The organism is Mesorhizobium sp. 131-2-1, from assembly GCF_016756535.1.
Lineage (GTDB): Bacteria > Pseudomonadota > Alphaproteobacteria > Rhizobiales > Rhizobiaceae > Mesorhizobium.
Map to the genome: position 1 here is coordinate 6,490,785 of NZ_AP023247.1, position 24,720 is coordinate 6,515,504.

The window sequence follows — 24,720 nt, forward strand, 5'->3', positions numbered from 1 at the left end:
GACATCCGACAATTGTTGGATGTGAGACAGGGCTCCAAATCCGCTAACCAGTGGCTTTATTGAATTTTCCTCTCTGGCACCTTCTGTGCAGAGTGGCTTGCGAACGCATTAGCAAAAAAAATAGTCCCATGATCACACTCACTGAAAACGCCGTCGTCGCCGTCAAGGCTGCGCTTTCCCGCGCCAACGAGCCGGCGGAAGGCTTTCGTATCATGGTCGAGGTGGGCGGCTGCGCCGGCGTCAAATACCTGATGGGTCTGGAAAGCGTCTCGCGCGAGGGGGATGCCATCATGGAGACGGACGGGTTCAAGGTGTTCGTCGACGCAAACTCCCAGCCCCATCTCGCCGGCACGACCGTTGACTTCGTCACGGGCCTGGCGTCCTCGGGCTTTGTCTTCGACAATCCCAATGCGCGGGACAAATGCGCCTGCGGCAAGTCCTTCGGCTAGCCGCCATCACGACAGGGATCGGCGCCCATGCGGGACGACACCGACAACTTTTACCTCTTCAGCGACAAGCTCTATTTCATCAACCCGAACAATGTCGGCGCTTTGGACACGCCCAATGCGGCCGGCGAGGTCGGCGCCGTCGCCTGCGGCGATGGACTTAAATTGATAATGGGTTTCGATCCTAAGACGCAGACGATTACCGCCGCAACGTTCCAGACCTTCGGCCGCGGCTCGGCCATAACCGCTTCCTCGACATTTACCGAATTCATTGTCGGCAAGACCATCGATGAAGCCCTTCAGATCACCGATCAGGACATGGCGGATTTTCTCCGCGCCCTGCCGCCGCACACGACCTACTCATCGCTCGACCGCCTCATCCTGGAGCGCGGCTTGCGGCTGATGAGCGAGTTCTTCCGTGCGGTTAGGAAGGCTTTCGAGGAGACACCAGGATTCTCACGCCTCGTGCTCGTCAAGGCATCCTCGCGATGAGCGACGTGATCGAGGCGTTTCTCGTGGTGATAGGCTTCGAAGAGCGAGAGGCCCTTCCCCGCAGTCTCCACCCGCTGAAACCTAATTCTGCGAGGAGTTCGAGCGAGTGGGTTTTCGGTAACGAGCCTCGACGGTGGAACGCGCTGCAAAACGTGCAGTGGGACATTTCCCACCTTTTGCCGCGTCTCGTAAGCCTGCAGAGATGCTCCTTTGCTCAGTCGAAGGCCGCTTAAGCAATGTCATATGCGGTCAAGGAAATTTTCTACACCCTTCAAGGTGAAGGACGAAAAGCCGGGCGGGCCGCCGTATTTTGTCGTTTCGCCGGCTGTAACCTTTGGTCGGGACGTGAAGACGACCGGGCAAAAGCATTCTGCGGATTCTGCGACACCGATTTCGTTGGGGTAGATGGCCCCGGTGGCGGACATTTTGACACCGCACGGCAGCTTGCGTTGGCGATCGAACAAGCCTGGCGCGGGTCGGGAACTGGGCAGCGTCTCGTCGTGCTCACCGGAGGAGAACCCCTCCTCCAGATCGATGAAGAACTCCTGGAAGCGCTGCATTCCTTGGCGTTTGAAATTGCCGTGGAGACCAACGGGACCATTCCCACACCCGCCGGCATCGACTGGCTGTGCGTCAGTCCGAAATGCAATGCTCGCCTCGTGGTCATGGCAGGGGACGAGCTAAAGCTTGTATATCCTCAGATTGGCGCGGAGCCTGAACATTTCGAAGTTCTCGCGTTTGAGCACCTTTTGCTTCAGCCGATGGATGGGCCCGAGCGCGAGGCGAATACGGCCGCCGCGGTGGCCTATTGTCTTGCCAACCCACGTTGGCGCTTGAGCCTTCAAACCCACAAGTTTCTCGGGATCCCATGAAAATTACGCAAGCTTTCACCTTCGAGGCAGCGCACTGTCTTCCGCGCGTGCCAAAGACCCATCGCTGTCACCGCATGCATGGCCACTCATACCGTGTGGAACTGCGTTTGGAAGGGCCCGTCGATCCAGACACGGGCTTTGTCATCGATTTCTTCGATGTCGAGGCTGTGTTCGGACCGCTTCTGCAACGTCTCGACCATCAGTATCTGAATGAGATTGAAGGTCTCGACAATCCGACCGCGGAAAACATTGCGGTCTGGATCTGGAACCAAACCAAGCCGCTTCTTGGCCAAATGTGCTCGGTAACAGTCTATGAGACACCGCTGTGCTGGGCTGAATACGAGGGTTGACCCGATGCAACGAGATCCGGGAACCGCACTCGTCCTTTTCTCCGGCGGCCAGGATTCGACAACCTGCCTGGCTTGGGCGCTGGAGAACTTCGAGCGCGTCGAGACAATCGGCTTCGACTATGGGCAGCGGCATCGGATCGAGCTCGATGTGCGGCCTTACCTGATCGAGCGCATTCGAACAGACTTTCCGGCCTGGCGTGGTCGACTGGGCGAGGACCACATGATTGACATGGCCGTACTCGGTCAAATCAGTGATACCGCGCTCACGCGCGACGTCGAGATCGCACTGAACGCGAACGGCATAACAAATACCTTCGTGCCTGGCCGCAACCTTCTGTTCCTCGGCTTTGCGGCCGCGATAGCTTACCGGATGGGCGCGAATCACCTCGTAATCGGCGTGTCCGAGACGGATCGTTTCAGCTACCCGGATTGTCGAGATGACGCAGTTAAGGCGATGCAACTTGCCCTGAACCTTGGAATGGAAACGCGTTTCGTCATTCACACACCCCTCACGCAGTGTGACAAGGCGCAGACCTGGGCGCTGGCGGATTGGCTGGGCGGCGAGGCGCTGGTGAAGCTCATCTGCGAAGGAAGCCACACCTGCTATAGCGGAGACCGCGAGCATAGACATAGCTGGGGTTTCGGTTGCGGTACTTGCGTCGAGTGTAATCTTCGCGCAGCAGGATGGGAGCAATTCCGATCCTGCAAAGAGGCACCCGTGACCGCCCATGAAATGACGTGAGCGCCAAGATCCAGGCTGACGGTGGCAATCTGTTCCATAGATCGTTTCCTTCTCTTTGTGATGTTCAGCACGACAAGGTACGCGCCTTCGATGCCGTTTCGAAGGGCTGTTCCATACGATCGACCTTGATGATCTTCGCCGTTCGCGTGGTGCTGTTTCGTGGGGGAGTTCAGCACCACGGCGAGCAGGCTGCGGTTGTTATCCTTGATCCCGGTCGGATTTGATCGTGGAGCGTACTGCCAAGAGAAAAGGGGGAGGTTGTGGTTTCGACGAGAGGCAGTTGATGCCCGAGCCTGCCCTTATGTGGAGGATCGTCCATGCAGTCCATCACCAGCATGGCCGCAGCACTGGCATCATTGAACGAAGAATGACGACCTCATCGGCAATCGATGCCAGCGCCTGCGTGAGCTGGCACGGGCGCAGACGCCTGCGGCGACGCGATGTTGCGGATATCCCTCCCCTGGCCCCGCCTCGGGCCAATCAAAGGATTCCTGATAGCGCCTTCGATCTGGCAATGCTCGTGCGTTCAGTGAATGCGCGTGCCGCCTTGATGGCGATCATCACAGCCTCAGTGTCGATTGACGAAATGGATCTGCTCGACCGCCGGAAGACAATCGAGCAGGTAGCCCAGCAAGGTCGACTCATGTGCCGTCGAATTGAAAGGCGGCTGCCGTCATGAAGGATACGCGCGACCGCATCAAGCGCCGGGGCAAAGCGCCCCAATGAATCAGAATGGCGAAAGTATTGATTGAGGTGCAGAAAGCAGCGCCCATTGATGTCACACAGATTGGCGCCTTCGCGTTGCAGCGCGCGACGCGGCTTCGGATCGCACAGCCGCGGCGCGGGTGGCGCCATCGGAAAAAACCGGGCTCCGATTGGGCGTCAGGCTGCGCGGAGATTCGTGCAATATGTCAGGCCTCCCTCGAAGAATCCGGAGACCTACGCCTCTTTCGCCGGTGACATGGCATTTGCACTTGGAAGACGTCATTCACGAATTGCATATGGGAGGCGGCGAATGAACAGGCCAACGATCGCGGATCTGGCGAAAGCCGCGGGCGTAAGTGTTTCTACGGTCAATAGGCTCTTGCACGGAACTGGCTCACTGCGACCGCAGACGGCCGACCTCATCTCAAGCGCAGCGCAGCAGATCGGCTTCCACAGTTCGGGGCCGCTGCACGAACGCAGGCGGGACAATCTCCCGGATCGGCACTTGAGCTTTTTCCTGCAGCAATCGCACCGGCCGCTCTGTCAGATTTGGGCCGAGGCGCTTCTCGGTGCCTGCGCGCGACGCACAGATGCGGTTATTAAGCCAGACGTGCTCTTCGAGGACGACCCTTCCCCAGAAGCGGTTGCTGCCAATCTGCTCAAGATAGGCGAAAGTGCCGATGCAATCGCTGTGATCTCGGCCGATCACCCGCTCGTCGGCCAGGCGATTGACGAGTTGCGCGTCAAGGGCGTTCCGGTGATCGCCTACGTGACCGACCTGTCCGCCGCCAGCCGGGCCGGCTTTGTGGGAACCGACAACTGGAAGGCCGGCCGCACCGCCGCATGGTTTATCAGCCAGACGTCCGGTCGGCCCGGTAAGGTCTCTCCTCTCATAGGCGGCAACCGTTATCAGTTCCAAGACATCTCGGATGCGAGCTTTCGCTCCTACATGCGCGAGCACGCGCCCGAGTTCCACGTCAGCGAAACGCTCCTGACCCATGAGGCGCCGAAGAACGCCTATGCAATCGTTCGTAGGCTGATAGCGGAGGAGCCCGAGCTCAGGGGCATCTTCGTCAATGGCGGCGGCATTTCCGGCGTCCTGCGTGCTATGCGCGAACTCGCTGTGGAGCAGCAGTGCAAAATCCGGCTCGTCTGCCGCGACATCGGGCCCGAGACACGCAAGGGATTGAGCGAAGGCTTGATTACGGCTTCCTTGTGTCATCCCGTCGACAGGATGCCTGAAGAACTCATCAATGTGATGCTGCGCATGATCGAACGCACGGACACGCGGCTAATCGAACAGCGGATTGTTCCGTTCGAGATCCTCACGCCAGAGAGCATTTGGACTTAAGAATCGGAAGAGCCATCGTCGTCCGGATAAGGTCATCCGTGCCGCTACGAAGCGACGACCGCTTCCTGGGAGGAAACTGGGCGCAAGGGCGGTTCGGCACTCATGACCCTCGTATCCACCGAAAGAGGCCAGGAGGACGAGGAGATGGAAATCTCCGAGGAAGCCGATCTTGTCGAGAGCTGGACCTCACGCTCGCGCCAATGATTAGGCTGCTTCGGCCGTCCGTGCCGATTTGCGCGGCTTGTGGCGCGCCAACCTTATAAGCGCGTCGATCGAGGCAGCGCACCGGGCTTTGCTGTTCGCCCCGTGACTATGGCAGATATGTCGAGCTGTTTCATCATAGCGAGCAACCGAGCCGTTTGGGCTTGATTGAGGCGCCGACGGTTAATGACGGCGCGGATCTCGCGGGCGAGCTTGGCTTTCCGCAATTCCTCTTCGGAATTGTCAAAGCCCAAATCCGCAAACACGTTGCCGTTGGTCATTTCGCCGGTGATTCTTCAGTCATGACTTTGTTCCTAGTTTTCGCGATCGTGCGTCTCAGCCACCTTCAATCGCTGTAACGAGGTCGACTTCGCACTTGGGCGTGTCCCTGCCCTTCTTCTGGAAGCAAAGATGCGCGTTCCGGTAATTCCCGGACAGGCATTCCAGTAATGTCGGGGACAGCAATTGGAGTGCACCCCCAGACTGAGACAAGGAAAATAGCGGACAGTTTCCCGTGTTAAGCTATGCAGCCTTTTCCATCTGTCGCCCGCGTGAATGCTTCTGTTCGTATTCCTCCGGACTGAGGTAGTCGAGCGCCGAATGCAGGCGCTCCGTATTGTAAACGGTCTCTATGAAAGCGCCGATGTGCTTGCGGGCATCATCTGCATCCTTATAGGCGAGACCTTGCACCTCTTCCTGTTTCAGGGTTTTCATGAAGCTCTCCGCCTTCGCATTGTCGTAAGGATTGCCGACACGACTCATGCTCGCCTGGATACCGTGTAGATGCAGAAGTTCGGAGTAGGCCCCGCACGCGTATTGAACTCCGCGGTCGGAATGATGAATGAGGCTCCCGGGTACGGGCTGGCGATCAGCGATGGCCATCTCGAGAGCTTCGATGGCAAGGCTTGCTCTAAGATGCGTATCCAGCGCCCATCCGACAACCTTGCGGCTGAACGCGTCAAGGACAACGGCAAGGAAGGCAAACTCCTCAGCCAGATGCAGGAAGGTGATATCGGCAACCCATAGCTGGTTTACGCCATTGAGGATCATTCCCCTCGCGAGGTTCTGCACGACTTGCCAACCATGCCTGGAGTTGGTCGTCACAGGAACAAAGGGGCTAGCGCGCAGGCACAACAGATTGTCTTCACGCATGATCCGCAGAACGCATTTGTGATTAACTTGCCACCCCTCACGCCGAAGCAGGGCTCCAATCCGGCGGTACCCGTAGTGTGTGTTGCCGAGAGCCAGCTTCTGAATGAGATCGCGCAAACCCGTCTCGGCTCGACGAGGGGCTGAATCCAGCCAGTGACGGTAATAGCTCGCGCGGCTGACACCAGCGAGCCAGCACATTCTGTCGATGTTGAATTCGCCTTGCGACAGGCCGGTCATCATCTTTTCAATGACTTTGAAGATGCCGTTTCGCCAGGAGCGCTGCTCCGACGCTGATCTTCCTCGAAGTGCCGCAAGGCTTCGCGAAAAAAATCGAGATCGAGCTGCTGCTGCCCGACCTTCTGCTCCAGTTCCCTGATCCGGCGCCTGGCCTTGGTCAGTGCCTTTTCCTGAGGTGCCGGCACATCCACTGCACTCTGCAGCTGTGCGGTCCCGTCAACTCCTGCTGTCGATCTGGCCGGCCGGCCGCGCCGACGTGACTTCAGATTACCATGAAGCCTGAGATGATCACGCCACTCGTAAAGTCGTTGGCGACTGATACCAACCTCATCTGCCAACTTGCTGACGGTTTCGCCCGCTTCCATGCGCCGGAGAAGCTCCAGCTTTTGGTCATCATCAATAACTCTTTGCCGTCCGGCCATGCCCCAGTTTCCTCTCCTTGCGGGGAAACTGTCCGCTATTTTCCTTGTCTCAGTCTGGGGGTGCACTCCAGGCACGCGGCCGGCGCTGTGATGCAGACCGACTATGCCGGACAGACGGTGTCGGTGATCGATCCGATCACCGGCGTCATTGCGCCGGCGCAGATCTTCGTGGCGGTGCTGGGAGCCTCCAATCTCACCTTCGCCCATGCCAGCCTCAGCCAAAAGCTGCCGGATTGGATCGAAGGACAGGTGCAGGCCCTGAGCTTTTTTGGTGGGGTCACCAAAGCGATCGTCTGCGACAATCTGAAGGCTGGTGTCGTCAAGGCCCTGTGGTTCGAGCCGACCTTGAACGCGACGTTTGCGGCCATGGCCGAGCATTACGACACCACGATCCTGCCGACCCGACCAGCAAAGCCGCGCGACAAAGGCAAGGTCGAGGGCGCAGTTCTCATCGTCGAACGCTGGATTCTGGCGCGACTGCGCAACCGCCAATTCTTCTCGCTAGCCCTGCTCAATGCGGCGATCGCCGAGCTGCTCGAGGAGCTGAACAACCGGCCGATGCGCCATGTCGGCAAAAGCCGGCGCGAACTGTTCGAGGAGATCGAGCGGGCGGCGCTCGGCACCCTGCCGGCGACGCCGTTTGAATACGCCGAGTGGAAATCGGCGAAGGTGCATCCCGACTACCATGTCGAGATCGACAAGACGTTCTACTCGGTGCCGCACCGACTGATCGGCCGCACCGTCGAGGTCCGGCTCACCCACCGGGTGATCGAGATCTTCCATGATCACCAGCGCGTCGCCTGCCATGTTCGCCGATCGCAGCGCTGCGGCCATGTCACCATCGACGTTCACATGCCCAAGGCGCATCAGCGCTACGCCAACACCACGCCCGCCAACCTGATCGGCCGGGCGGCTGTCATCGGCCCGAACACCGCGATCCTGGTCGAACGCATGATGCGCGACAGGCCCCATCCCGAGCAGGGCTATCGTTCGGCCATGGGTGTCGTGTTGCCTCACCTAATTTTGTTACCGGCTGCCTCACCAAGAATGTTACCCGCTCGCCAGACGTGCGGAATCTGAAGCGACATACGGCGCTAGGCTGCTGACCTCGCCGATGAGCCGCTGCACGGCTTGTTGTCGCCACGCCCTTACTCGCTTCTGCAACGTGTGAAGCTGGTGCAAGCTGTATCGTCCGGGATAACGGACCTGGAACTCGACGAGAAGTTCAAGTGCGGTCTGATCCGGACGCTCTTCAAGGCATCGTGCCATCTCTTCCCAATGGTCCTTAAAGATGTCGGGACGTCGGCCGCGCGGTTTGTCGTTGAGCCGACGATAAGTCTTTGGCCCAACGACAACACCGCGCGCGCGAGCCGCTTGGCGCCAGAGATTGACCCGTCGAACGAGTGTTTTGTACTGCTTGCGGGTAAATCGACCTGGAAACTGGACGCACAGCTCCTCGAAGAGCTGCGTGGCGTTGATGTTGGGGAATTCCTCCAATCGGCGACAAACGATCGGCCACACCATGCGGAGCGCCTGGACGCGGGCTTGGCCAGGCTCGGCGTAGACCGGCTTCGGCTTCTCCTGCATCGTCGCGGGAGGAGTGGGTGGGATCACCGGTTTGAGCGTCGGCGAGGGACTCGCAATAAGGGTTTGTATCGAGACCTTTTGTAGACTTCGCAGGTAACGCGGTTTGGCTTCGATGGAGAAGGTCGGACGGATTTCGCCCGCATGCCAGGCGCTCGATAGGCTGGCTACGAACGCGGCCAGGTTGGGCGGTTCCGATGTCGCCGGTGGCGGTGTTTCGCCGTCAGCCAGCGCCGCCAGATAAGCCTGGACAGCTCGCATCTCCTCCAGCAGCTTCAGCGGATCGAGGTCGCCGGCGATCTCGCGCAGCTTGTTCTTGGCGGCCATCGGCATAGCCTCCGCCTGCAGGAGACGCTCGCAGGGAGTCTGCGGTGGATGATAGCGCTTGGCCACCTTCGCTCCGTCGCGCTGCTTGGCAGCCAGCTTGAACGAGGGCTGGAAGAAGTTCACAAACAGCCGGGATGCCCCGTAGAGGCGCGTGATCGCTCTGGCTGCCGCCAAGCCCTCGAAGCGTCGATAGCCCAGGAGCTTCCGAACAACCGCCCCATTTTTCTGCTCGATCCACGCTTGGTCGTTCTTACGGTAAGGTCGCGAGCGAGTGAGTTCGATGCCGTGACCAAGGCAATATTCGATCAGCCTGTTGTTGACGAACTCGCTGCCATTGTCCACATCCAGCGCTCTAAGGGCAAAGGGCAAGCCCATGCGGATGCGCTCGAGTGTCTCGACCACGAGGGTGCCTTCTCGGGCCACGATGGGCGCGGCCTCCGTCCATCCGCTCGCGATATCGGTCAGAACCAGGCTGTGAACGTAGCTACCGCGGTTGGCCTCTCCGCAATGAGCGACCAGGTCCATTTCCATGCTGCCGGGAAGCGGCTCGTTCCAGTCGGCAAAGGTGCGCATTTTGATGCGCCGCCGGGGCTCTGGCACAACCCTTGGCTTCTTTTTCGTACGCATGGTGCGCCTTGGCATCTGGAGCAAGCGGTCGATCGTCGCGGCGCTCATCGACAGGATCTTGTGGCGGATCTCCTCCTCGAGCTTTAGATGTCCATTGCGTTCCAGCGCCGGCAATAGAATGGGCAGTAGAGCCTTGAGCCGCTTGCCGCAAACTCGGTCGGAAGCTTCCCACAGCACAATCAACGCGGCCCGAGCGGCCTCATCATAGAGCGACAGGCGTTGGCGGGTCTGACGGTGCTTCCGCTCCGGGTGGCTGTTCAGGACACGGATTGCGGACTTTTCGTGATATCCCGTCGCCGCGATGAACTCCTCCAAGATCCGGCGCTTGTCCTTGGTCGTTGCGGCCGCATAGCGATCCCTGACCGCATTGGCCAGTTCCATGCGCATGGCATGCGTCATCTTCGTCTTCATGTTGCCTCCCTGGTGGTGAAGGCACCATGGCGACATGCGCCTTCACGGGTAACATTTTAGGTGAGGCAACGAGCCCGCGCGGTAACATTTTCCTTGAGGCAATGCGACACATGGGCATCTTGTCGCTATCGCCCCGCTATGGACCCACGCGCCTGGACGCCGCTTGCGAGCGCGCGCTTACCATCAACGCGATCACCTATTCCTCCGTCAACGCCATCCTCAAAGCCGGCCTCGATCTCATGGGATCGCAGGCCGAACCGGCGAAGCCGACACCAGCCCACGCCAATATCCGCGGCCGCACCTACTATCAGTGAAGCAAAGGACGAAAGAATGCTGACAAACCCAACCCTCGATCAAATGCAGGCCCTCGGGCTCCCTGGCATGGCTACCGCCTGGCGCGAACTGGCCGCAGCTGAACAGAGCAGCGCCAATGAGTTGAGCCGCGACGAATGGCTCGGCCTGATGCTCGACCGGGAGATCGCCATGCGGGCCGACAAGCGTGTCAGGAACAAGCTCGCCTCGGCCAAGCTGCGCTTCCCCGAAGCATGCATCGAAGACATCGACTTCGCGCCCGCGCGCGGCCTCGACCGCCGCAACACCATGGCGCTCGCCCAAGGCCATTGGCTCAAGGCCCAGGAGAATTTGATCCTCACCGGCCAGACCGATCCCACGACATAATGCACACCTCGCTATGTTATTGAAAAAGCTGGATCTGCTGATCCTGTGATTGTGATAATGGACTGTGTCCGCTCCTGCCGGAATGGTGCTGGATATCGAGTTGCTCGATATCTTCATGACGGATGATCCAGGGCGTACCCTTGCAATACTGCTCGGCCTTCAGATCGCCGGCGCGGATCATGCGCAGCACGGTCATTGGCCGCAGCCCGAGCTTTGCAGCCGTTTCCTGCAATGTATACTCGCCGCGCTCCGACCGTTCGTCCTTTTTGTAGACGGCGATGTCGTGCTGGTTGCGGAAAGTGCAGACACGGGACTGCGTCCATCCGTTCTGACGACCCGTGGTTTTGCCGAGCCGGTTGAGAAGCGATGCGATCGCTCTATCCGGCAATTGGCGTGCCAGGGCACGGATCAGTTCCTCGATGTCCGGCGGGGCGCCCCAACGGTGATGGCCTGCCTTGTTCTTCCTGACCGAAAGCGCGGTATGGTCGCCGCCCTGCCAATGCACCAGCATTTTGATGTGGTCGTCTTCGATGGCGACGACAATCTCGCGGATCACGGCGCGGATGATCCGCTTGCGCGTGGTGGCGGTGGCGTTGGCATGATGCCATGCCAATTCGAGATCGCCGCCCATGCGCAGCAGGCTCCGCCGTTCCTCTTCTCCCAGAGCCTCAGGCTTGTGGCGGTCGAGCGCGTCAAGCTCGTCCTGACGCTCGCGGACGGCTACGAGCGCGGCATTCCAGCGTCGCTCTAGTTCGCCTGCTACAAGCCGGTTGTCCGGGTCGACGGCGTCATACTGGCGGCGTGCATGGGCGGCTTCATAACGTGCTTGCTCGAGTGCGAGCTCCACATGGCGCCGCTTCTCTCCAGCCTGCACGGTGGTGGTCTCGATGGCCTTGATCGCCGCTTCGATGCCGAGCGGTTGAAGGCGTTGAAGAACCTCCGCGCTGACCGCCTGATCGACCCGCAACGATCCGAAGCCAATGCACGGGTCGGTTCCGTGGTTGAGCTGCGCTCCGCGGCAATGATAGCGCCCCGTATTGCCGTTGCTGCCGGAATAAGAGACGTGCAGCTTGCGGCCGCAATGGCCGCAGCGCAAGAGACCGCCGAGCAGCAACTCGCCCCGGCGAAGAGCACCGCGCGGCACCAAGCCTTTGCTTGTGGCATTGTCCGTGATCAGGCGCTGATTCCTCTCAAAATCGTGCCAGCTCAGGTAACCTTCGTGATGGTCGATGAGCAAGACCTCCCAGTCGGCGCGATCGCGCCTGATCCCACGCAAAATCCGTTTGCGTCCGGCCTCTATGGTGACTTTGCTGCAGGTTCGCCCGAACGCATAGGCGCCGGCGTAGATCGGGTTGGTGAGAATGTGGTGCACAGTATTGTAGACGGGCAGCTTCCAGACGATCGCCCTGTCCGCCGCGCGCGTGTAATTTACGGCAGGGAGCATAATGCCCTCGCTGCGCAGCCACAGATGCACCTGCCGGATGCTCTGCAGTTCGTCGAAACGCCGGAATACAAGATCGATCGCCTCGCGGATCCGCAGGTCCGGGTCTTTCTCGATCCGGTTCCGGCCCGACTTGACGTAACCGATCGCCACCGTCAGGAAAAGTTCGCCCCGGCGTGCCTTCTGCTTCAGGGCTTCGATCGAGCGGGCCCGCAGGATCGAAAGCTCCAGTTCGCTCATCGTGCCCTTCATGCCGAGCAGCAACCTGTCGTTGGGATGACGCGGTTCGTAGATGCCGTCCTCATCTATGATGAGCGTTCCGACAAGGCCACAAAACTCGATGAGCGTATGCCAGTCCCGGCCATTGCGGGCCAGCCGGGAGGCTTCAATGGCGAGGACCGCACCAACCCGACCTTCGCAGATAGCCGCCAGAAGCTTCTCAAAGCCCGGACGGCTGATGCCAGACCCTGAACGACCGAGATCTTCATCGATGACGATGGCTTCTTTCCAGCCAAGGGACCGCGCTCGCTCGGCAAGGCCATATTGGCGTCGCCGGCTCTCTGGATTGTTGACGAGTTGATCGGCCGTCGACTGCCGGACATAGACATAGGCGCCGCGCGCGAGATGTTCAGCGGTGATCTTCATGATCTGCCTCCCGTTCCGTCTGGCTCACCACCGCTTCCCTCAGCAAGGTCTCGATCAGCGGGAGGGTGCGTTCCCGGACTTCGCCTGGAAGACTCGATGGCGGAGCCTTCGTGGAAAACAGGTCTGGCTGGTCGGTTCGGCATTGCCTGCGCTGCATGGTCGTCTCCTGGCTGGCGTGAGTCGCTCTGCAGAAAACGTAGACCTGCATCCAGCTCGCTGCGCAGGTCGCGCAGGCATGAAAGGGGAAAACGGGGCGCCTCGCGAACCGCCATCGTCAGGGCGATCTCTTCCGTCATCCAGATCGGAATCAGCGCCAGGCTGCCATCCGGTTGTCGCCCGACATAGGCCGGCTCACCGCAATAACGCTGACGGCCTGTGACAAAAATCTCCCCGCCCGAACGCGGATGAAAGGCGTAACGGACAATCTTCTTTGCCTCGCCATCCTGATAACGGGCATTATGAGCCCAGTCCGACCGGAACTGGAAAATCATGGTTGGCCTGCGCCTTCGGACGGCAGGCGGCCCGGCTCGACCATTCCGTTCTCTATGTGCGCGTACCGCGCATGTTCGAGGATCTGGCGCTCGCCCGCCTCGACGGGCGCTTCCCCCGGCTCATCGAAAAACTTACCCGAGTGCATTTGCTCATCCTCGACGATTTTGGCTCCCACAGCCTCTCGGACCAGCAGCGCTTCCATCTCTTCGAAATCGTCGAGGAGAGATATCGCCGCCGCTCAACCATCATCGCCGCTCAGACCACCGTGGACAAATGGCATGACCTGATCAATGACCCCACCGTCGCCGACGCCATTCTTGACAGGATCGTTCACAATGCTCACCGCATTGCCCTGCAAGGCGACAGTCTGCGAAAGCAAAAAACGAGGCCCCTCTTGACCGGCGCCGAAAACACCGAAATCAATCAATCCTGAACTCAACGAGGCTATCGAGAACCAGCGACCCCAGGCTGTCCCGACATTACCGGAACGCCTGTCCCGTATTTAGCGGAATCGCTGTCCTGAGTTGGCGGAATGCGCAAGCAAAGATGCAGATCACACCAGCGAAGCGGCATGGACGGGCGATAAGTATCCCTGTCTAAGTCGTCGACCACCGCAAGGATTCGGCCGCCAAATCCCTTGAGGGCTTTGACCGCCAGATGCTGCTCGCCATTTTGGGCATCGTTGATTGCAACACCCATGACGATGCAGACATCGACCAATCTCACTCCGCTCAGCCACTGAAAGAAAGATCCGGGTCAAACAGCCGTTTTCGCCAAGTGATCATATTTCCTATGAACGCATTTTGGACTGCACGGACCGTTCCAGCTCGGCGCAAAACCCTCCCAGATACTCGTCAATCGCGCTCTGCAAATGCACCCAGTAGAGCACTTTGGCGGTGCTACATCGATAATGAGCCCAGTTTTGCTTTTTTTGAGAAGATGTCCCTCTTGCTTGGCCGCAGCGAATATCCCAGTAAAAATTGGCGGCAGCGCATCGCGTTTAGCGCTCGCCGGGCGGAGCTGGTCCGGGTTGCGAAGCCCGGCGAGCGCGGATCGTCTTGGGCCATGTGGTGATCAGGTGCGGTTCTTGGAGCGCCAGGATTCATGTCCGATTTCGATGATCTCGCAACGATGCGTGAGAGGATCGAGCAGTGCGGTCGTTGTCCCGTCGAAGAAGCGGCCGCGCCTGCTGTCGCGGATGAGCGCCCGGGCGATGGCAATGGCCAGATGCGACTTCCCGTTCCGGGCCGCCAATCAGCACGCCATTGGACAAAGGCTGTCAAGGGCATCTCAACCGCCGGGCGGCGGCTAAGAAGGAGAAGAGGTGATGGAACGCAAGCTTGATGACGTGATCGCCGCCCTCCCCGAGGAGCGTCGGGAGCGTGTCGACGCACGTTCGAAGAGTTAAAGGACGAGGTCGAGAGCCTCGGAGAGCTGCGCCATGCGGCTGGGAAGCCCAGGGAGATTGCCTCGACCTTCAAGATCAAGCAGCCCTCTGTCTCGAGGATCGAGAAACAGGCCGATATGGATCTGTCGACACTTAGAGCTACGTAGAGGCGATCGGGGGACAAACTCGACCTCATCGTCGCCTCGCCTCGCGCGCGCCGCCTCCGTATAGAGCGGCTCGGCTACGTCGTAGCCCCCACCCCCCTCCGCACGTAGTGCTCAAAGAGCCAGGTGGACGAACCCGCCTGAAAGCAAGCGCGCAGGCTGAACGCGCCGTTTCGGTCAAAATTGCCGAAAAGACGACGGTCTCGTCTACGCTCGCGATACATGGGCAAGCCCTCGTTAGACCCGATACCGATCTGCCCGCTCTCACGCTCGCGGGGGACGCCTCTTCCCTCGCCCGGGCTGGCCCAGTTCACCGCCGCGCTGGGGGTGTGTGGCGATGTGCTCGCCGACGACGACCAGCTCGAGCACGCTTGGTCACAGCTTCCATACCTGATCAGGTAGATACCTCCGCACCTGCGCGACATCTTCAGTGGTTTCCAATTTATTTAATTTGCGGCGATCATCGCCGCACGCAGAATGGCAAAAAACGTTAAACGGCCATGTCTGCTGCCTTCTTATGCGGCTCCAGGACACATTGAGCAGAGGCGAATACTGGCAAGCATCCAGCGCCACGACCCCACCTCGTGGCGGCAGTTAACGGCCCACTGCGGTTTCCCAAAGGCCTTCGGACAAAATTGGCGCAGCGCTGTTACGGCAGGCACAGCACGTGGAAATCTGTCGAGCATCAGCCATTGCGAAAGGTGTAGCCATAACCGTTGATGGCCGGCGCGCCGCCGAGATGCGCGTAGAGTATCCTCGAGCCCTCTGGAAAAAAGCCTTTTTGGATGAGGTCAATCATCCCTTGCATCGATTTGCCCTCATAGACGGGATCGGTAATCATACCCTCGAGCCGCGCACACAGACGGATCGCCGCCTTGGTTTCCTCGGATGGAATGCCGTACCGCGGGTACGCGTAGTCTTCGAGCAGCACCACGTCATCCTCGACAGGTTCCGTTCCGAGCTCGACGAGGGTCGCTGTATGTCGGGCAATGCTTAGCACCTGCGCCTTGGTTTTTGCAGGCGTGGCAGAGGCATCGATACCGATCACCTTGCGCTGTCGACCGTCCTTGGCGAATCCGACGAGCATGCCGGCATGCGTTGAACCGGTGACCGTGCAAACGACCATGTAGTCGAAGCCAAACCCTAGCTGTTCCTCCTGGGCGCGCACTTCCTCCGCGAACCCCACATAGCCGAGGCCTCCATTCGGATGAACAGACGCCCCGGCCGGTATCGCATAAGGCCTGCCGCCCCTTGCCTTGACCTCATAGAGCGCTTTTTCCCAACTGTGCCGGATGCCGATGTCAAAGCCATCGTCGACCAGACGCACTTCCGCTCCCATGATCCGGCTCAAGAGAATGTTGCCGACGCGGTCGTAGACGGCATCCTCATGGGGGACCCAGCTCTCGTGAACCAGGAGACATTTCATGCCGATCTTGGCGGCAACGGCTGCAACCATCCGCGTGTGGTTGGACTGCACGCCGCCGACGGTGACCAGGGTATCGGCATCCGACGCGATCGCGTCGGGGATGATGTATTCGAGCTTGCGGAGCTTGTTTCCGCCGAACGCGAGACCGGAGTTGCAGTCCTCGCGTTTGGCGTAGATCTCCACCTTGCCGCCCAGATGCTTGCCGAGCCGGTCGAGCTTCTCAATGGGTGTGGGTCCAAAGGTGAGCGGGTAACGTTCGAATTTTTCCAGCATATTCTCTCCGGCGATGATCATTCAGCTGAAATAGCCACGCAAAACTCGTCCATAAGCGCTGCTTGGATTGGTCGGCCGCGCTCTCCGACCACCCATCAGAGCTTTGGGGATTTTCCAGCGCTTTCCTTGCGACTGAAACGAAGCGATCCACATGTCGGCATGCTGCGATGAGGCGACCATCGCCTAGGAAACCTACGACGACACGCGGTCGGCATCTGTGTTTTGCCAGCTTTGCGAGCGCAGCTAGACCGCCAAACCAACAGACTTCGATAAAAACGCAGTGGCTCTTGTTTGCGCTTGGATCGGCAGAACCGCACAGTTGCCGAGCCGAATTCTGCGAGGCGATTTTTGTGGCGCTCAACGCCTCACAGAAGTTTCAGCTGCTCGATCGAAGTACTCGTCTACCTGATCGAAACGGGTGCCAATGCCCTCGAAAGGCTGGCCTCGCCGCGGCCGTAAGCCGCCGGATTGTAGTTGACGAGCGTGTCGGTTCTAGCCGTATCCAGCAACTGATTAGTTATCTGTGTCGGTGTTGCGGACGTGAACTTGCTGCCAAGGATGGCGGCATAGCCAGCCACTACAGGTGCCGCGAAAGACGTTCCGGATAGCCCAATCTTGTCGCTATCGACCCCCACCGTGAGGAAGTGGTTCTGCACCTCCGAATCTGAACCGGCGTAATTCGAATAGGAGGCGAGCTTCGCCTTGTTTTCGGGAGTGCCATTGTGCTCGAGCGCACCCACAAAGATTGTCGATTGCGTCCCAGTCAGCTCAAGAGCTAGGAAATCAATATCCCCTTCGGCCGGGGTACCTACCGCTACGGATTTGTTTCCGGCTGCCTTTGTGAAGACCGCGGCACCCGCCCGAGCCGTATCGACAATCGACTGCTCGAGCCGGTACCCGCTCACTGGGTTTTCAAGGGCATAGCTCAGATTAATGACATTGAGCCCCTCCTCCAGCGTCAGCGGAACTGCTTCCAAATAGTCGAGCTCGACTATCTTTGCGCCAGGCGCCACCATGCCGGCTGCTTGAGCGATCCACTGCCCATGTTGCCGCCATTGGGGGCCATAGCCGAGATCCCCAAACTCATCCATTTCACCTGTGAAGTCATCTGCGACAGTCACCGATACGCCGGAACCGGTATAGCCCGATGCCCATGCTTCACCAATATCCGGGCTCATCCAGCAAAAGGTCCCGTCGGCATTTTGTGGGCAGCCCGAGCTACTGCTTTCCGTGGTTGGCGTTCCGGTCGTTCCTTTACCGCTGACCCGCGCATCGAGATCACCAGCAAAACCGGGTGCCGTCAGCAGGCACATGAAAAGACCGGCAACGAGTCCTACCGGGAACAATTGTGTTTTGTGCATAATAAACTTCCTGTCTGGATTGTTCTTCATCAACGAAATGTACCGCCTATGCCTTTCACTATCTCTAGAATTCACCCCTGAACCGAAGATCGAGTTTCAATCGGCTTGGATTGATGTTTGCCATATATTTCAACGTGTCCGCAGGCCGGAATTGCGACGCGGCCAGACGGCAATTCACTGTCTGGAAGCCGCCGACGGCGCCATAGTCAGCCGTGCAAGGTCGTTCCGTCAGGTTCCCGCCCAAAATCGAACTGACGGTGAGAGAAAGCGTCGTGGACGGCGTCGGTCGCTTTTGCAGAATAAAGCCGAGTTTCACACCTGGGTCGATTCGGACCTTCTCGGCATGTTGGCCGGTGCTCGCGCCCCACAGGAGACCGAAATCATCCGAGAGCTGCGTCAACATTTCAAATCGCATGTCGATCCATTTGCTATGGTACCACTTGTCGAAAGACACGTTGGTACCACCCGACAGCTCGTATCCGCCTTGTCCCAGATGGTTGGCCGCCGCGGTTAGCTCCGAACCCTGGGAAATGCCGACAAGGCTGGTCTCCTGTCCGTTCGCAGTCATAGTGCTGACGAACAATGTCATCACGAACAGGACGTAACTCGCCAACCGTATGCACATCTGCAACATGTGATCGACACGCGTACTGCAGTCCCTCGCCGCATCTTCAAACCCCACGGAGGCTCTAGCCGCAGACGCATGGCCGCCAGCGGCCAACGTGTTCATTCGCAACAAATCTGTGATCTCCCGTCCTTCAATTTTGCCGAGCCATCTCTTCGCTCTTCCCTGGCAAGCAGCTCCCGCCTCTCAACGGAATCGAGCAAAATTCATGCCGATCTAGATGACGGCGCCAGGGAAGGAATAGTATGTTTGTTTTCAGTGGCTTAGACGAAACGTCCAAGACGCCGGCCAACCAAGGCCGTGTCGTCGAACCGACAAAGCCGACACAATTGCCGGATATCGACGAACACGCTGAGCGTGAACCCTCCCGCATGGCAACACTCCCTTCTCGCTCCAGCCATGCGTCGGAGAGCCTCGCTTTCATTTTCCATTCGACGCAATCCTCTTCAGTCGGACATTGCGCCGCCCAATTTGAGGTTCTGTACGCGAATCGTCTGAAAAGGCATGCCCGGCAGAGACGGAGCTCCCTGCCGGGCCGGGTTCGCCTTGGGAGGCGGCGTAAGCTAGCGACTTTCGTGGCGGTGGGACCACTCAATCCGTGCGTTTTGCGCAATAACGAGCATCTGCCGTGCCAAGCCAAAAGCATTTAAAAAACACCCGAGAGTCAGCTTCCTCTGCGTTGCGTACCCGACATTGTCGGCTATCGGACAATGCCGAACGAGGCCTCTCGGCATTCGACCTACACCTTAACCAGAGCGCACTCACCAGGCCGTTCGATGCCATTTCGACCTGGCGGACTGGTGGTGACCGGGTTTTAGCTCCGAACTGTTCGCAGGCTGACGGACAGGGCGTATGTTTACCTTCAATGCAGAGGGCGCGGCCACGAGAGACGGCGCGGCGAATGTGGCGGGCAGATGATCGCGAGGATCGCCACAATCGGCATGGCCGCGCCGTAGGCCAATCAGCCCTTCGGCGACCTCGCGATGTGACGCCCCAGCAAGTGAGCCGTCGAGCCCACGAAGAACGAAGGTTAGACGCGTTTTTCCGGCTTTGGCCCAGACTTAGTTCATTGAGGCACTCGAGCGCCCTCAGGCGGTGCTTCGAAAACATCGCGGGCCAGGTCGCCTCGGCACGGAGGAAATAGGGTGCAAGATATCCGCGCGGCAGCGGGCGACAGCAAGCCCGTCGCACGACATGGCAATGCCAAGAGCTCGAGCGGCGATACGGCGATGTCGCCGAGGATGCGGACAGCAGTTCGAGGATCAACACATCCGGCAGACTGGCAAATCAGCAGCCTGATATCTGTCCACCCTCAGGGCCGCACTCCAGATCGGCGTCCACTTATTGCCTCCGCTTGCATAAGCGCGACGAGGAGCGCTCGCCGGGCGGAGCTGGTCGGGTTGCGCAGCCCGGCGAGTGCGGATTGATTGGGCGGTGGGCGCGTCAGGCGCGGTTCTTGAAGCTCATCATACGGCTGTGGCAGAGCCGGACATGTGCCGCCTTCACACATGTTAAGTTTTCCGGCGCTTCGTTCGCCTTCGAGATGAAGCAACCCGCGTGCAGCGCGCTGCGATCGACTACCATTGCCCGGAGAACCGAAACTGCATTCCCCTGGCGTTAGAACGATGAGAATGCCGTCACCTCGATCATACCACGGAACCATGATCTCAATATTCAAACTCGATCCCAAGTGATGAATCCGAGCTTTCATCCTTGTTACATCGCCTCAAGGGAGGAGCAGCGATATGCCGAGCGTTTGATTGCGCTGGGCCCCATCTTGAGTTTCATTCCTTCGCTCATCCTCGTCGGGCGACTGGTACCGAACTTCCTGGGACCTATCTAAAAGCTCAGCACCTTGCCCGGCTTTGCCAGCACAGCCGGATCGCCAGATTAGAAAGAGCACACTTGCGAAATAAACCATCTGGAGCAGCAGCGAGCAGGCCAGCGTCGCGACGACGGTTAGACGGATCGACTGCGAAGCCAAGTAAACGGTCGCAGCGGTGCCGCACAAGACCAGCGCCAGGAGGCGACAAAAGGTGATGAAGCGCAATGCCGTTCTCCTGATTTTGGCTCGTCAAACCATGCAGCTCATGCTGCGATCTGGTCGGCCGCGAGATGGGTCTGGCAGTTCTTTGGGCAGACGCGGCCGCAGGCTCCGCAGCCAATGCAGCGGCCGGCATGGTCGACAACCATGATCATACGATTGAGCTCACCGTCGAAATCGTCGTCATCGGCGTCGCAGGCGCCGAGGATTTCACCCGCGTCATCGACGCCGTAAAGATGCATGACCTCGCGCGAGCAGACTTTGAAGCAGCGGCCGCAGCCGATACAGATCTTGCCATCGATAGCGATCAGATATTCCGGCACCCATATGGAGCCGTCGCGGCTGATGAATTTGCTCCTCATCGCAAAGTCTTCATTTTGGCAAGCTCTCTCCTGGCACCATCCAACTCGGCATAAACGGCATGCGTTTTCTCGGCGACTTCCTCTATCTCAATCCATTTGACCGGGAGACCCTCGGCAAGGTCGCGCAAGTTCGTCTTGGCAATTGCCGCGCGCAGTTGAAGCTTTCGGACTTTCTTCGCCATCTCATCCAAGTTTGCCATGATCCTTCCTCGAAAATCAGTTTCTTCACGCCCGCGCCACGTCGGAATGCAATAGCTGCAGTCGCATCGCCGACCAGTTTCGCGCCGGTATCCGCGAGTTGTCTGGGATTCGCGAAGCCGAACCGGTAGACGTCTCGACAGAGGTCGGTTTGATTTCTGTTGTTGACTTATGTCACGCCTGAGCGCTCCTCGATCGCAAGCTCCACTACGGTCTAAAACATGTCGCGCCTCCACAGCGCGTCCGAATCCGGATTGCCAATGATTGGATATTCCGGCGCAGTCCCTTGGTGATGATGAAATCGGCCAGCAGCCCGGTGTCCGATTTCCGTTGGCATGAGCCGTGAAAATCCTGAGCACGGATCAGCCGCAGGAGGCATTTGACGAACGGGCGGGAAAGGGCCTCGCCATCCTTGTTGACGGCAGGGCCAAGCGTTGCGTGAGACATTTCGTTTCCTCAATTTCAGGTCTCGTCCTCGACGGAGGATTTCTGCTTTCGGTTACGCTGACTTCGGGCTCGCTTACGCAGCCGACGTCCGGCCTCGCCAGGCCGATTCCACGTAAATGCTGCCCCTGTGGCCGACCTTGAACAGGTCCTGGACTGTGACATCTTCAACGACGGGCCAAATTCGCGTCGAATATCGCCGCCGCGGCTATTCGGTTGGAAGTCTAAGGTCCGAGCCCTGACCTGGAGCAAACCGTCGACCCTGTGCTCCATGAACACAGTTACTGCGGGCGCGCCGCAGAAAATGGGCGAATTGATCAGGGTTCCATTCCACTTGTCATCCCGACACCTTGCCGGGCTGAAAGTTCGTGAGAGGTTAGCCACGCAGCCAGTCGTCCACTTTGATCAGAGGAGCCGGGGACTCTCTACGCAACATGTTGTTCTCCATTCCCACCCCTTTCCTGACGTTTATGCGCGAGCTGGTTCTCTCAGAACGGAACACACCGGTTAGGAGACCATCAAAGTCTTGCGTGTTCTCATGCGTTCAGCCCTCACTCAGTATTGCCGATCTCAACCAGCAAACGTCATGCCAGCGCTTTGCCCGCAGTAAATGCGTGATTCTGCCTCGAAACCTCACAAGCCCAAGACGGCCGGTTGTTTTGAACCCGACATGTTTTCTGCTGCTGTCAGCTTTTGGACACGCATCATGCGTCAGACGCTTGAGGGCGAGAGCGGCTTGGCTATCTGCCCTGCGGTAATGTTGGCGTCGGCTCATCTAGCATCATTCGCCGCCGGCGAAGCGCGGGCGCGCACAGCTAGGCCGACCCAGCGCCCCGAACCGCATGACCTTCTTGATCGGCTGGCTATAGGTCGGAAATTCCGCGATTCCGAAAAAGTTGGTCAGCGCCGTGCAGCCCGCTCGGCATTTGCCGCACGAAGGGCAAGCGCTGGAAAGCTGTCAATCGAGCGATCCTCCAAGGCGCGGGCCAGCGTCTCGACGATATGTTGGTGAAGGCCGGCCTGTGTTTGTGTCTATGGTCTGGGAGTGGCCTTCGGCAGCCAATGGTAGCGAGTAAAGCTTCGGCATCCTCGGCTTTGATTGCCGCCCAACTCTGGTCGAAATCACGATAGGCTATTTTGCCTCCTCCTCATTGAGAACAGGAATGTCTGCTCTGGCATAGAAAGCCAGCACGGGTCCGAGATCAAAGGTCGTTGCGGGCGCAAGCCTCTGGACCGACCGCGGCCATGTTTCGGTTGAGACACCCTCGATACCTCGCGCCAGCGTGCAGGCGAATCGGGGCATCAGCGGTGCGAGTGTCTGCGCCAGGATCGCAGCGGCCGTAGCCTGAAGCGCGAGCGAAGTCCGAGTGCGGGCGGGATAGAGACGTCGCGCCGCTGCATAGTCTTGCGCCTGACGGTAGACTACACAATCGCTGACGAAATCGCAGGCCTGCGCGGCCGCGCGGCGGACGGAGAAGCCATCGTCCGAATAGGCGCGTTCCATCGCCGCGCGATGGACCTCTATCCGAGCAAAGAAAGCGCGATCGGCGGGAGCCCAGTCGCCTGCGTCGGGCACACAGCCGCCAAAGTCCTGCTTGATTTCCCGGTGCAGCGCATCAAGCCAATTCAGCCAGATCCCTTGGAACACCTCGTTCTCGGTGCGGCGTAGCGCGTCCTGCGTGAAGTTCGTTCGCTCACCTTCCGGGCGTGTCAGTCCCAAATGAAGGCGGACGACATCGACTGTCTTTGGGCCCAGAACCTCTTTGCCCCAAACCGCATGACCGCGGCTGGTCGAAAACTTCTGGCCGTCGAGCAGGTAGAACTCGTTCACATGATACCGGATGCGCGGCGTCCAGTGGGAGAAGACCTCAGCATAAAGCGCCGGATAAAGCAGGGCGTGATAGAAGGAATTATCGAAGCCGAAGAAATGGACTATCTGCCAGTCGTTGCTGGGCAGGGCTGCATTCCAGTCACGACCGAGCGATGTAGCTAGCGTCTGGATGTTGTAAAGAAAGCCAAACGCCATCTCTGGCCAAACCCAGGTCACCTGCCCCGGGAATCCCTCGGCCGGTAGCCCCCAGTCCGACGGGTGGGTGACGGGCACGGAAATGCCGCCACGTTGGCGTAGACGCGCGAAGAGGTCCATGATCCGAACGGGGGCGCCCGACGCCCTTAAATGCCGGTCGATATTGTCGTAGCACCGTTCCAGCGCAAGTTCGGGACGGCGCACGGAGCCGACCACCGGCGCCTCGGCCGAGTGCCGCGACCGGACTGCATCTAGGTCGTGGCATAGGTTCGGTGCGCCGCATTCCTCGCAGATGTTGCCAGCAGCGGAGCCGCCGCAATCGGGGCAGAGGCCGCTTACATCCGGTTCGTAAAGGTAGTCGCCTGTCACAGCATCGAAGAGCGCAGGGCTCGGGCGCAGATCTACCGCCGTGCTGCTCAGAAGACTACGGAAACACGCGGCTTGAAACTCTGCATAAGCGCTATCGCCCAAAGTGGAGAGGAAACTGTGGACCTCACAGTCGAGAAGCGCAAGCGTGGCTTGAATCTCGCCGGCGTAGTGGCGCGCCACCTTTGCGGGCGTCGATTGATCGGCATCGGCATGCGTGGCGACGTAGCTCTGGTAATCGTCGCTTCCAGTCAGGTGATAGGCTTCGACCCCTTTCATGTGCAGGAAACGCGTGTAGACATCGGCGCCAAGATAAGGTCCAGAAAGATGCCCCAGGTGCAGATCGCCATTAGGCGTCGGTGGCGCGGAGAAGACGAAGGTCGGCCGGCGGGGAGTCGCGACTTGTGCCGCAGCTTCGAGGGCGGCCTTGCCGTCGCGCCAGTAGACATCGACGAAATTTAGGTCGTCGTCCCCATGATTGTGCAGCACATGCGCTTCAAAAGGGTGAAACAGAACGACATCGCCGGCCGCGACCGTGATCTCCCCAAGATCGGTCCTGACCTTGCCCGCTCCAGACAGGATCACGAAGGCCTCGATTTCGTCGTGCCGATGGGGCTCGGATGTGACGCCTGGTGCCACCTTGCCAAATGAAAACCCGGTGCCCGCGCTTCCCGTTCCAAGGGTGGCCATGTCGATACCGAACGCCCGCGACAGCTCGGTTCGAGAAAACGTGGATTTCCGCATGACGAATCTCAGCTTGTTGAAGCAGTGGTATCTTCGGCTGCCAACGCAACAGCCCCTGCTGCAAGTTGCGAAGAGAGCGGCAGCCCGACACGTTGGCCGCCTCCGTTAGAATGATCCGGCTCTGG

The 24,720-nt window shown here is 59.3% G+C and carries 23 protein-coding genes and 5 pseudogenes; 12 read left to right on the forward strand and 16 right to left on the reverse strand.

From position 1 onward, the window contains the following. The first annotated feature begins 128 nt into the window (after positions 1 to 128). From JG743_RS31220 to JG743_RS31255, 8 genes are all read left to right on the forward strand, one after another. Positions 129 to 449, forward strand: a complete 321-nt coding sequence (locus tag JG743_RS31220) for a HesB/IscA family protein (RefSeq protein ID WP_202296123.1) — start codon at positions 129 to 131, stop codon at positions 447 to 449. Positions 450 to 476: 27 nt separating this feature from the next. Further along, positions 477 to 938, forward strand: coding sequence for an iron-sulfur cluster assembly scaffold protein (locus JG743_RS31225; RefSeq protein ID WP_202296256.1), 462 nt, complete (start codon positions 477 to 479; stop codon positions 936 to 938). 236 nt (positions 939 to 1,174) lie between these two features. Next, entirely contained in the window at positions 1,175 to 1,810 is a 636-nt protein-coding gene (gene queE, locus JG743_RS31230; RefSeq protein WP_202296258.1) for a 7-carboxy-7-deazaguanine synthase, read from the forward strand. Then, positions 1,807 to 2,160, forward strand: a complete 354-nt coding sequence (queD, locus tag JG743_RS31235) for a 6-carboxytetrahydropterin synthase QueD (RefSeq protein ID WP_064987130.1) — start codon at positions 1,807 to 1,809, stop codon at positions 2,158 to 2,160. Before queE ends, queD begins: the two co-directional genes overlap by 4 nt. 4 nt (positions 2,161 to 2,164) lie before the next feature. Then, positions 2,165 to 2,902 (forward strand): 7-cyano-7-deazaguanine synthase QueC, encoded by a 738-nt coding sequence (gene queC, locus JG743_RS31240; RefSeq protein ID WP_202296260.1) that lies wholly within the window; start codon positions 2,165 to 2,167, stop codon positions 2,900 to 2,902. Next, on the forward strand, positions 2,899 to 3,126 hold the full coding sequence (locus JG743_RS31245; protein ID WP_202296262.1) for a hypothetical protein: 228 nt from the start codon (positions 2,899 to 2,901) through the stop codon (positions 3,124 to 3,126). Before queC ends, JG743_RS31245 begins: the two co-directional genes overlap by 4 nt. Positions 3,127 to 3,128: 2 nt before the next feature. Then, complete coding sequence (locus JG743_RS31250; protein ID WP_202296264.1) at positions 3,129 to 3,581, forward strand: hypothetical protein; 453 nt, start codon at positions 3,129 to 3,131, stop codon at positions 3,579 to 3,581. Between the two features lie 336 nt (positions 3,582 to 3,917). Beyond that, on the forward strand, positions 3,918 to 4,958 hold the full coding sequence (locus JG743_RS31255) for a LacI family DNA-binding transcriptional regulator (RefSeq protein WP_202296266.1): 1,041 nt from the start codon (positions 3,918 to 3,920) through the stop codon (positions 4,956 to 4,958). A 257-nt stretch (positions 4,959 to 5,215) separates the two neighbouring features. On the opposite strand, the gene JG743_RS31260 is transcribed toward JG743_RS31255, so the two are convergent. From JG743_RS31260 to JG743_RS31270, 3 genes are all read right to left on the reverse strand, one after another. After that, positions 5,216 to 5,440 (reverse strand): XRE family transcriptional regulator, encoded by a 225-nt coding sequence (locus tag JG743_RS31260; RefSeq protein WP_244673005.1) that lies wholly within the window; start codon positions 5,438 to 5,440, stop codon positions 5,216 to 5,218. Positions 5,441 to 5,681: 241 nt separating this feature from the next. Next, a complete protein-coding gene (locus JG743_RS31265) occupies positions 5,682 to 6,548 on the reverse strand; it encodes an IS3 family transposase (protein WP_202295961.1) in 867 nt (288 codons plus the stop codon). Continuing rightward, entirely contained in the window at positions 6,548 to 6,970 is a 423-nt protein-coding gene (locus JG743_RS31270; protein WP_202295958.1) for a helix-turn-helix domain-containing protein, read from the reverse strand. Before JG743_RS31270 ends, JG743_RS31265 begins: the two co-directional genes overlap by 1 nt. A 66-nt stretch (positions 6,971 to 7,036) precedes the next feature. Here JG743_RS31270 and istA point away from each other — a divergent pair. After that, positions 7,037 to 7,978, forward strand: a pseudogene (gene istA, locus JG743_RS31275) (IS21 family transposase); the annotation flags it as partial. Positions 7,979 to 8,020: 42 nt separating this feature from the next. On the opposite strand, the gene JG743_RS31280 reads toward istA, so the two are convergent. Beyond that, positions 8,021 to 9,919, reverse strand: a complete 1,899-nt coding sequence (locus tag JG743_RS31280; RefSeq protein WP_202296268.1) for a DDE-type integrase/transposase/recombinase — start codon at positions 9,917 to 9,919, stop codon at positions 8,021 to 8,023. A 50-nt stretch (positions 9,920 to 9,969) separates the two neighbouring features. On the opposite strand from JG743_RS31280, the pseudogene JG743_RS31285 reads away from it, so the two are divergent. Further along, positions 9,970 to 10,233 (forward strand): annotated as a pseudogene (locus JG743_RS31285) (IS21 family transposase); the annotation flags it as partial. A 43-nt stretch (positions 10,234 to 10,276) separates the two neighbouring features. Continuing rightward, entirely contained in the window at positions 10,277 to 10,597 is a 321-nt protein-coding gene (locus JG743_RS31290) for an ATP-binding protein (RefSeq protein ID WP_274608552.1), read from the forward strand. 16 nt (positions 10,598 to 10,613) lie between these two features. Here the strand turns inward: JG743_RS31290 and JG743_RS31295 are convergent, their stop codons facing one another. Next, on the reverse strand, positions 10,614 to 12,683 hold the full coding sequence (locus JG743_RS31295) for a recombinase family protein (protein ID WP_199202613.1): 2,070 nt from the start codon (positions 12,681 to 12,683) through the stop codon (positions 10,614 to 10,616). Then, positions 12,680 to 13,174: a hypothetical protein gene (locus JG743_RS31300; protein ID WP_202303190.1), complete on the reverse strand. Its 495-nt coding sequence runs from the start codon at positions 13,172 to 13,174 to the stop codon at positions 12,680 to 12,682. The genes JG743_RS31295 and JG743_RS31300 overlap by 4 nt, the downstream gene beginning before the upstream one ends. Here JG743_RS31300 and JG743_RS31305 point away from each other — a divergent pair. After that, a pseudogene (locus JG743_RS31305) lies at positions 13,153 to 13,608 on the forward strand (ATP-binding protein); the annotation flags it as partial. The gene JG743_RS31300 and the pseudogene JG743_RS31305 sit on opposite strands and share 22 nt — an antisense overlap. 11 nt (positions 13,609 to 13,619) lie before the next feature. Here the strand turns inward: JG743_RS31305 and JG743_RS34440 are convergent. The 10 genes and pseudogenes from JG743_RS34440 to JG743_RS31350 all read right to left on the reverse strand — a co-directional run bounded on the left by JG743_RS34440 (position 13,620) and on the right by JG743_RS31350 (position 24,595). Next, entirely contained in the window at positions 13,620 to 13,895 is a 276-nt protein-coding gene (locus JG743_RS34440; RefSeq protein ID WP_244673006.1) for a hypothetical protein, read from the reverse strand. Positions 13,896 to 14,249: 354 nt separating this feature from the next. Continuing rightward, positions 14,250 to 14,442, reverse strand: a pseudogene (locus tag JG743_RS31315) (hypothetical protein); the annotation flags it as partial. A 969-nt stretch (positions 14,443 to 15,411) separates the two neighbouring features. Then, positions 15,412 to 16,425 (reverse strand): 1-aminocyclopropane-1-carboxylate deaminase, encoded by a 1,014-nt coding sequence (locus JG743_RS31320; RefSeq protein WP_096458539.1) that lies wholly within the window; start codon positions 16,423 to 16,425, stop codon positions 15,412 to 15,414. Positions 16,426 to 16,826: 401 nt separating this feature from the next. After that, positions 16,827 to 17,816 (reverse strand): S8/S53 family peptidase, encoded by a 990-nt coding sequence (locus tag JG743_RS31325; protein ID WP_244673007.1) that lies wholly within the window; start codon positions 17,814 to 17,816, stop codon positions 16,827 to 16,829. Positions 17,817 to 17,850: 34 nt separating this feature from the next. Next, the gene (locus tag JG743_RS31330; protein WP_202303113.1) at positions 17,851 to 18,516 is read right to left on the reverse strand and encodes a hypothetical protein; all 666 of its coding nucleotides are present in this window, start codon (positions 18,514 to 18,516) and stop codon (positions 17,851 to 17,853) included. Positions 18,517 to 20,137: 1,621 nt separating this feature from the next. Continuing rightward, a complete protein-coding gene (locus JG743_RS31335) occupies positions 20,138 to 20,461 on the reverse strand; it encodes an exopolysaccharide production repressor protein (protein WP_202296270.1) in 324 nt (107 codons plus the stop codon). A gap of 38 nt (positions 20,462 to 20,499) precedes the next feature. Next, positions 20,500 to 20,817 carry a ferredoxin III, nif-specific gene (fdxB, locus tag JG743_RS31340; RefSeq protein WP_202296272.1) on the reverse strand — a complete coding sequence of 106 codons (318 nt, stop codon included), beginning with the start codon at positions 20,815 to 20,817 and terminating at the stop codon, positions 20,500 to 20,502. Beyond that, on the reverse strand, positions 20,814 to 21,017 hold the full coding sequence (locus JG743_RS31345) for a CCE_0567 family metalloprotein (RefSeq protein ID WP_202296274.1): 204 nt from the start codon (positions 21,015 to 21,017) through the stop codon (positions 20,814 to 20,816). The genes fdxB and JG743_RS31345 overlap by 4 nt, the downstream gene beginning before the upstream one ends. A 215-nt stretch (positions 21,018 to 21,232) precedes the next feature. Beyond that, positions 21,233 to 21,462: pseudogene (locus JG743_RS34890) on the reverse strand (NifX-associated nitrogen fixation protein); the annotation flags it as partial. A 1,129-nt stretch (positions 21,463 to 22,591) separates the two neighbouring features. Next, complete coding sequence (locus tag JG743_RS31350) at positions 22,592 to 24,595, reverse strand: class I tRNA ligase family protein (RefSeq protein WP_202296275.1); 2,004 nt, start codon at positions 24,593 to 24,595, stop codon at positions 22,592 to 22,594. Positions 24,596 to 24,720: the final 125 nt, after the last annotated feature.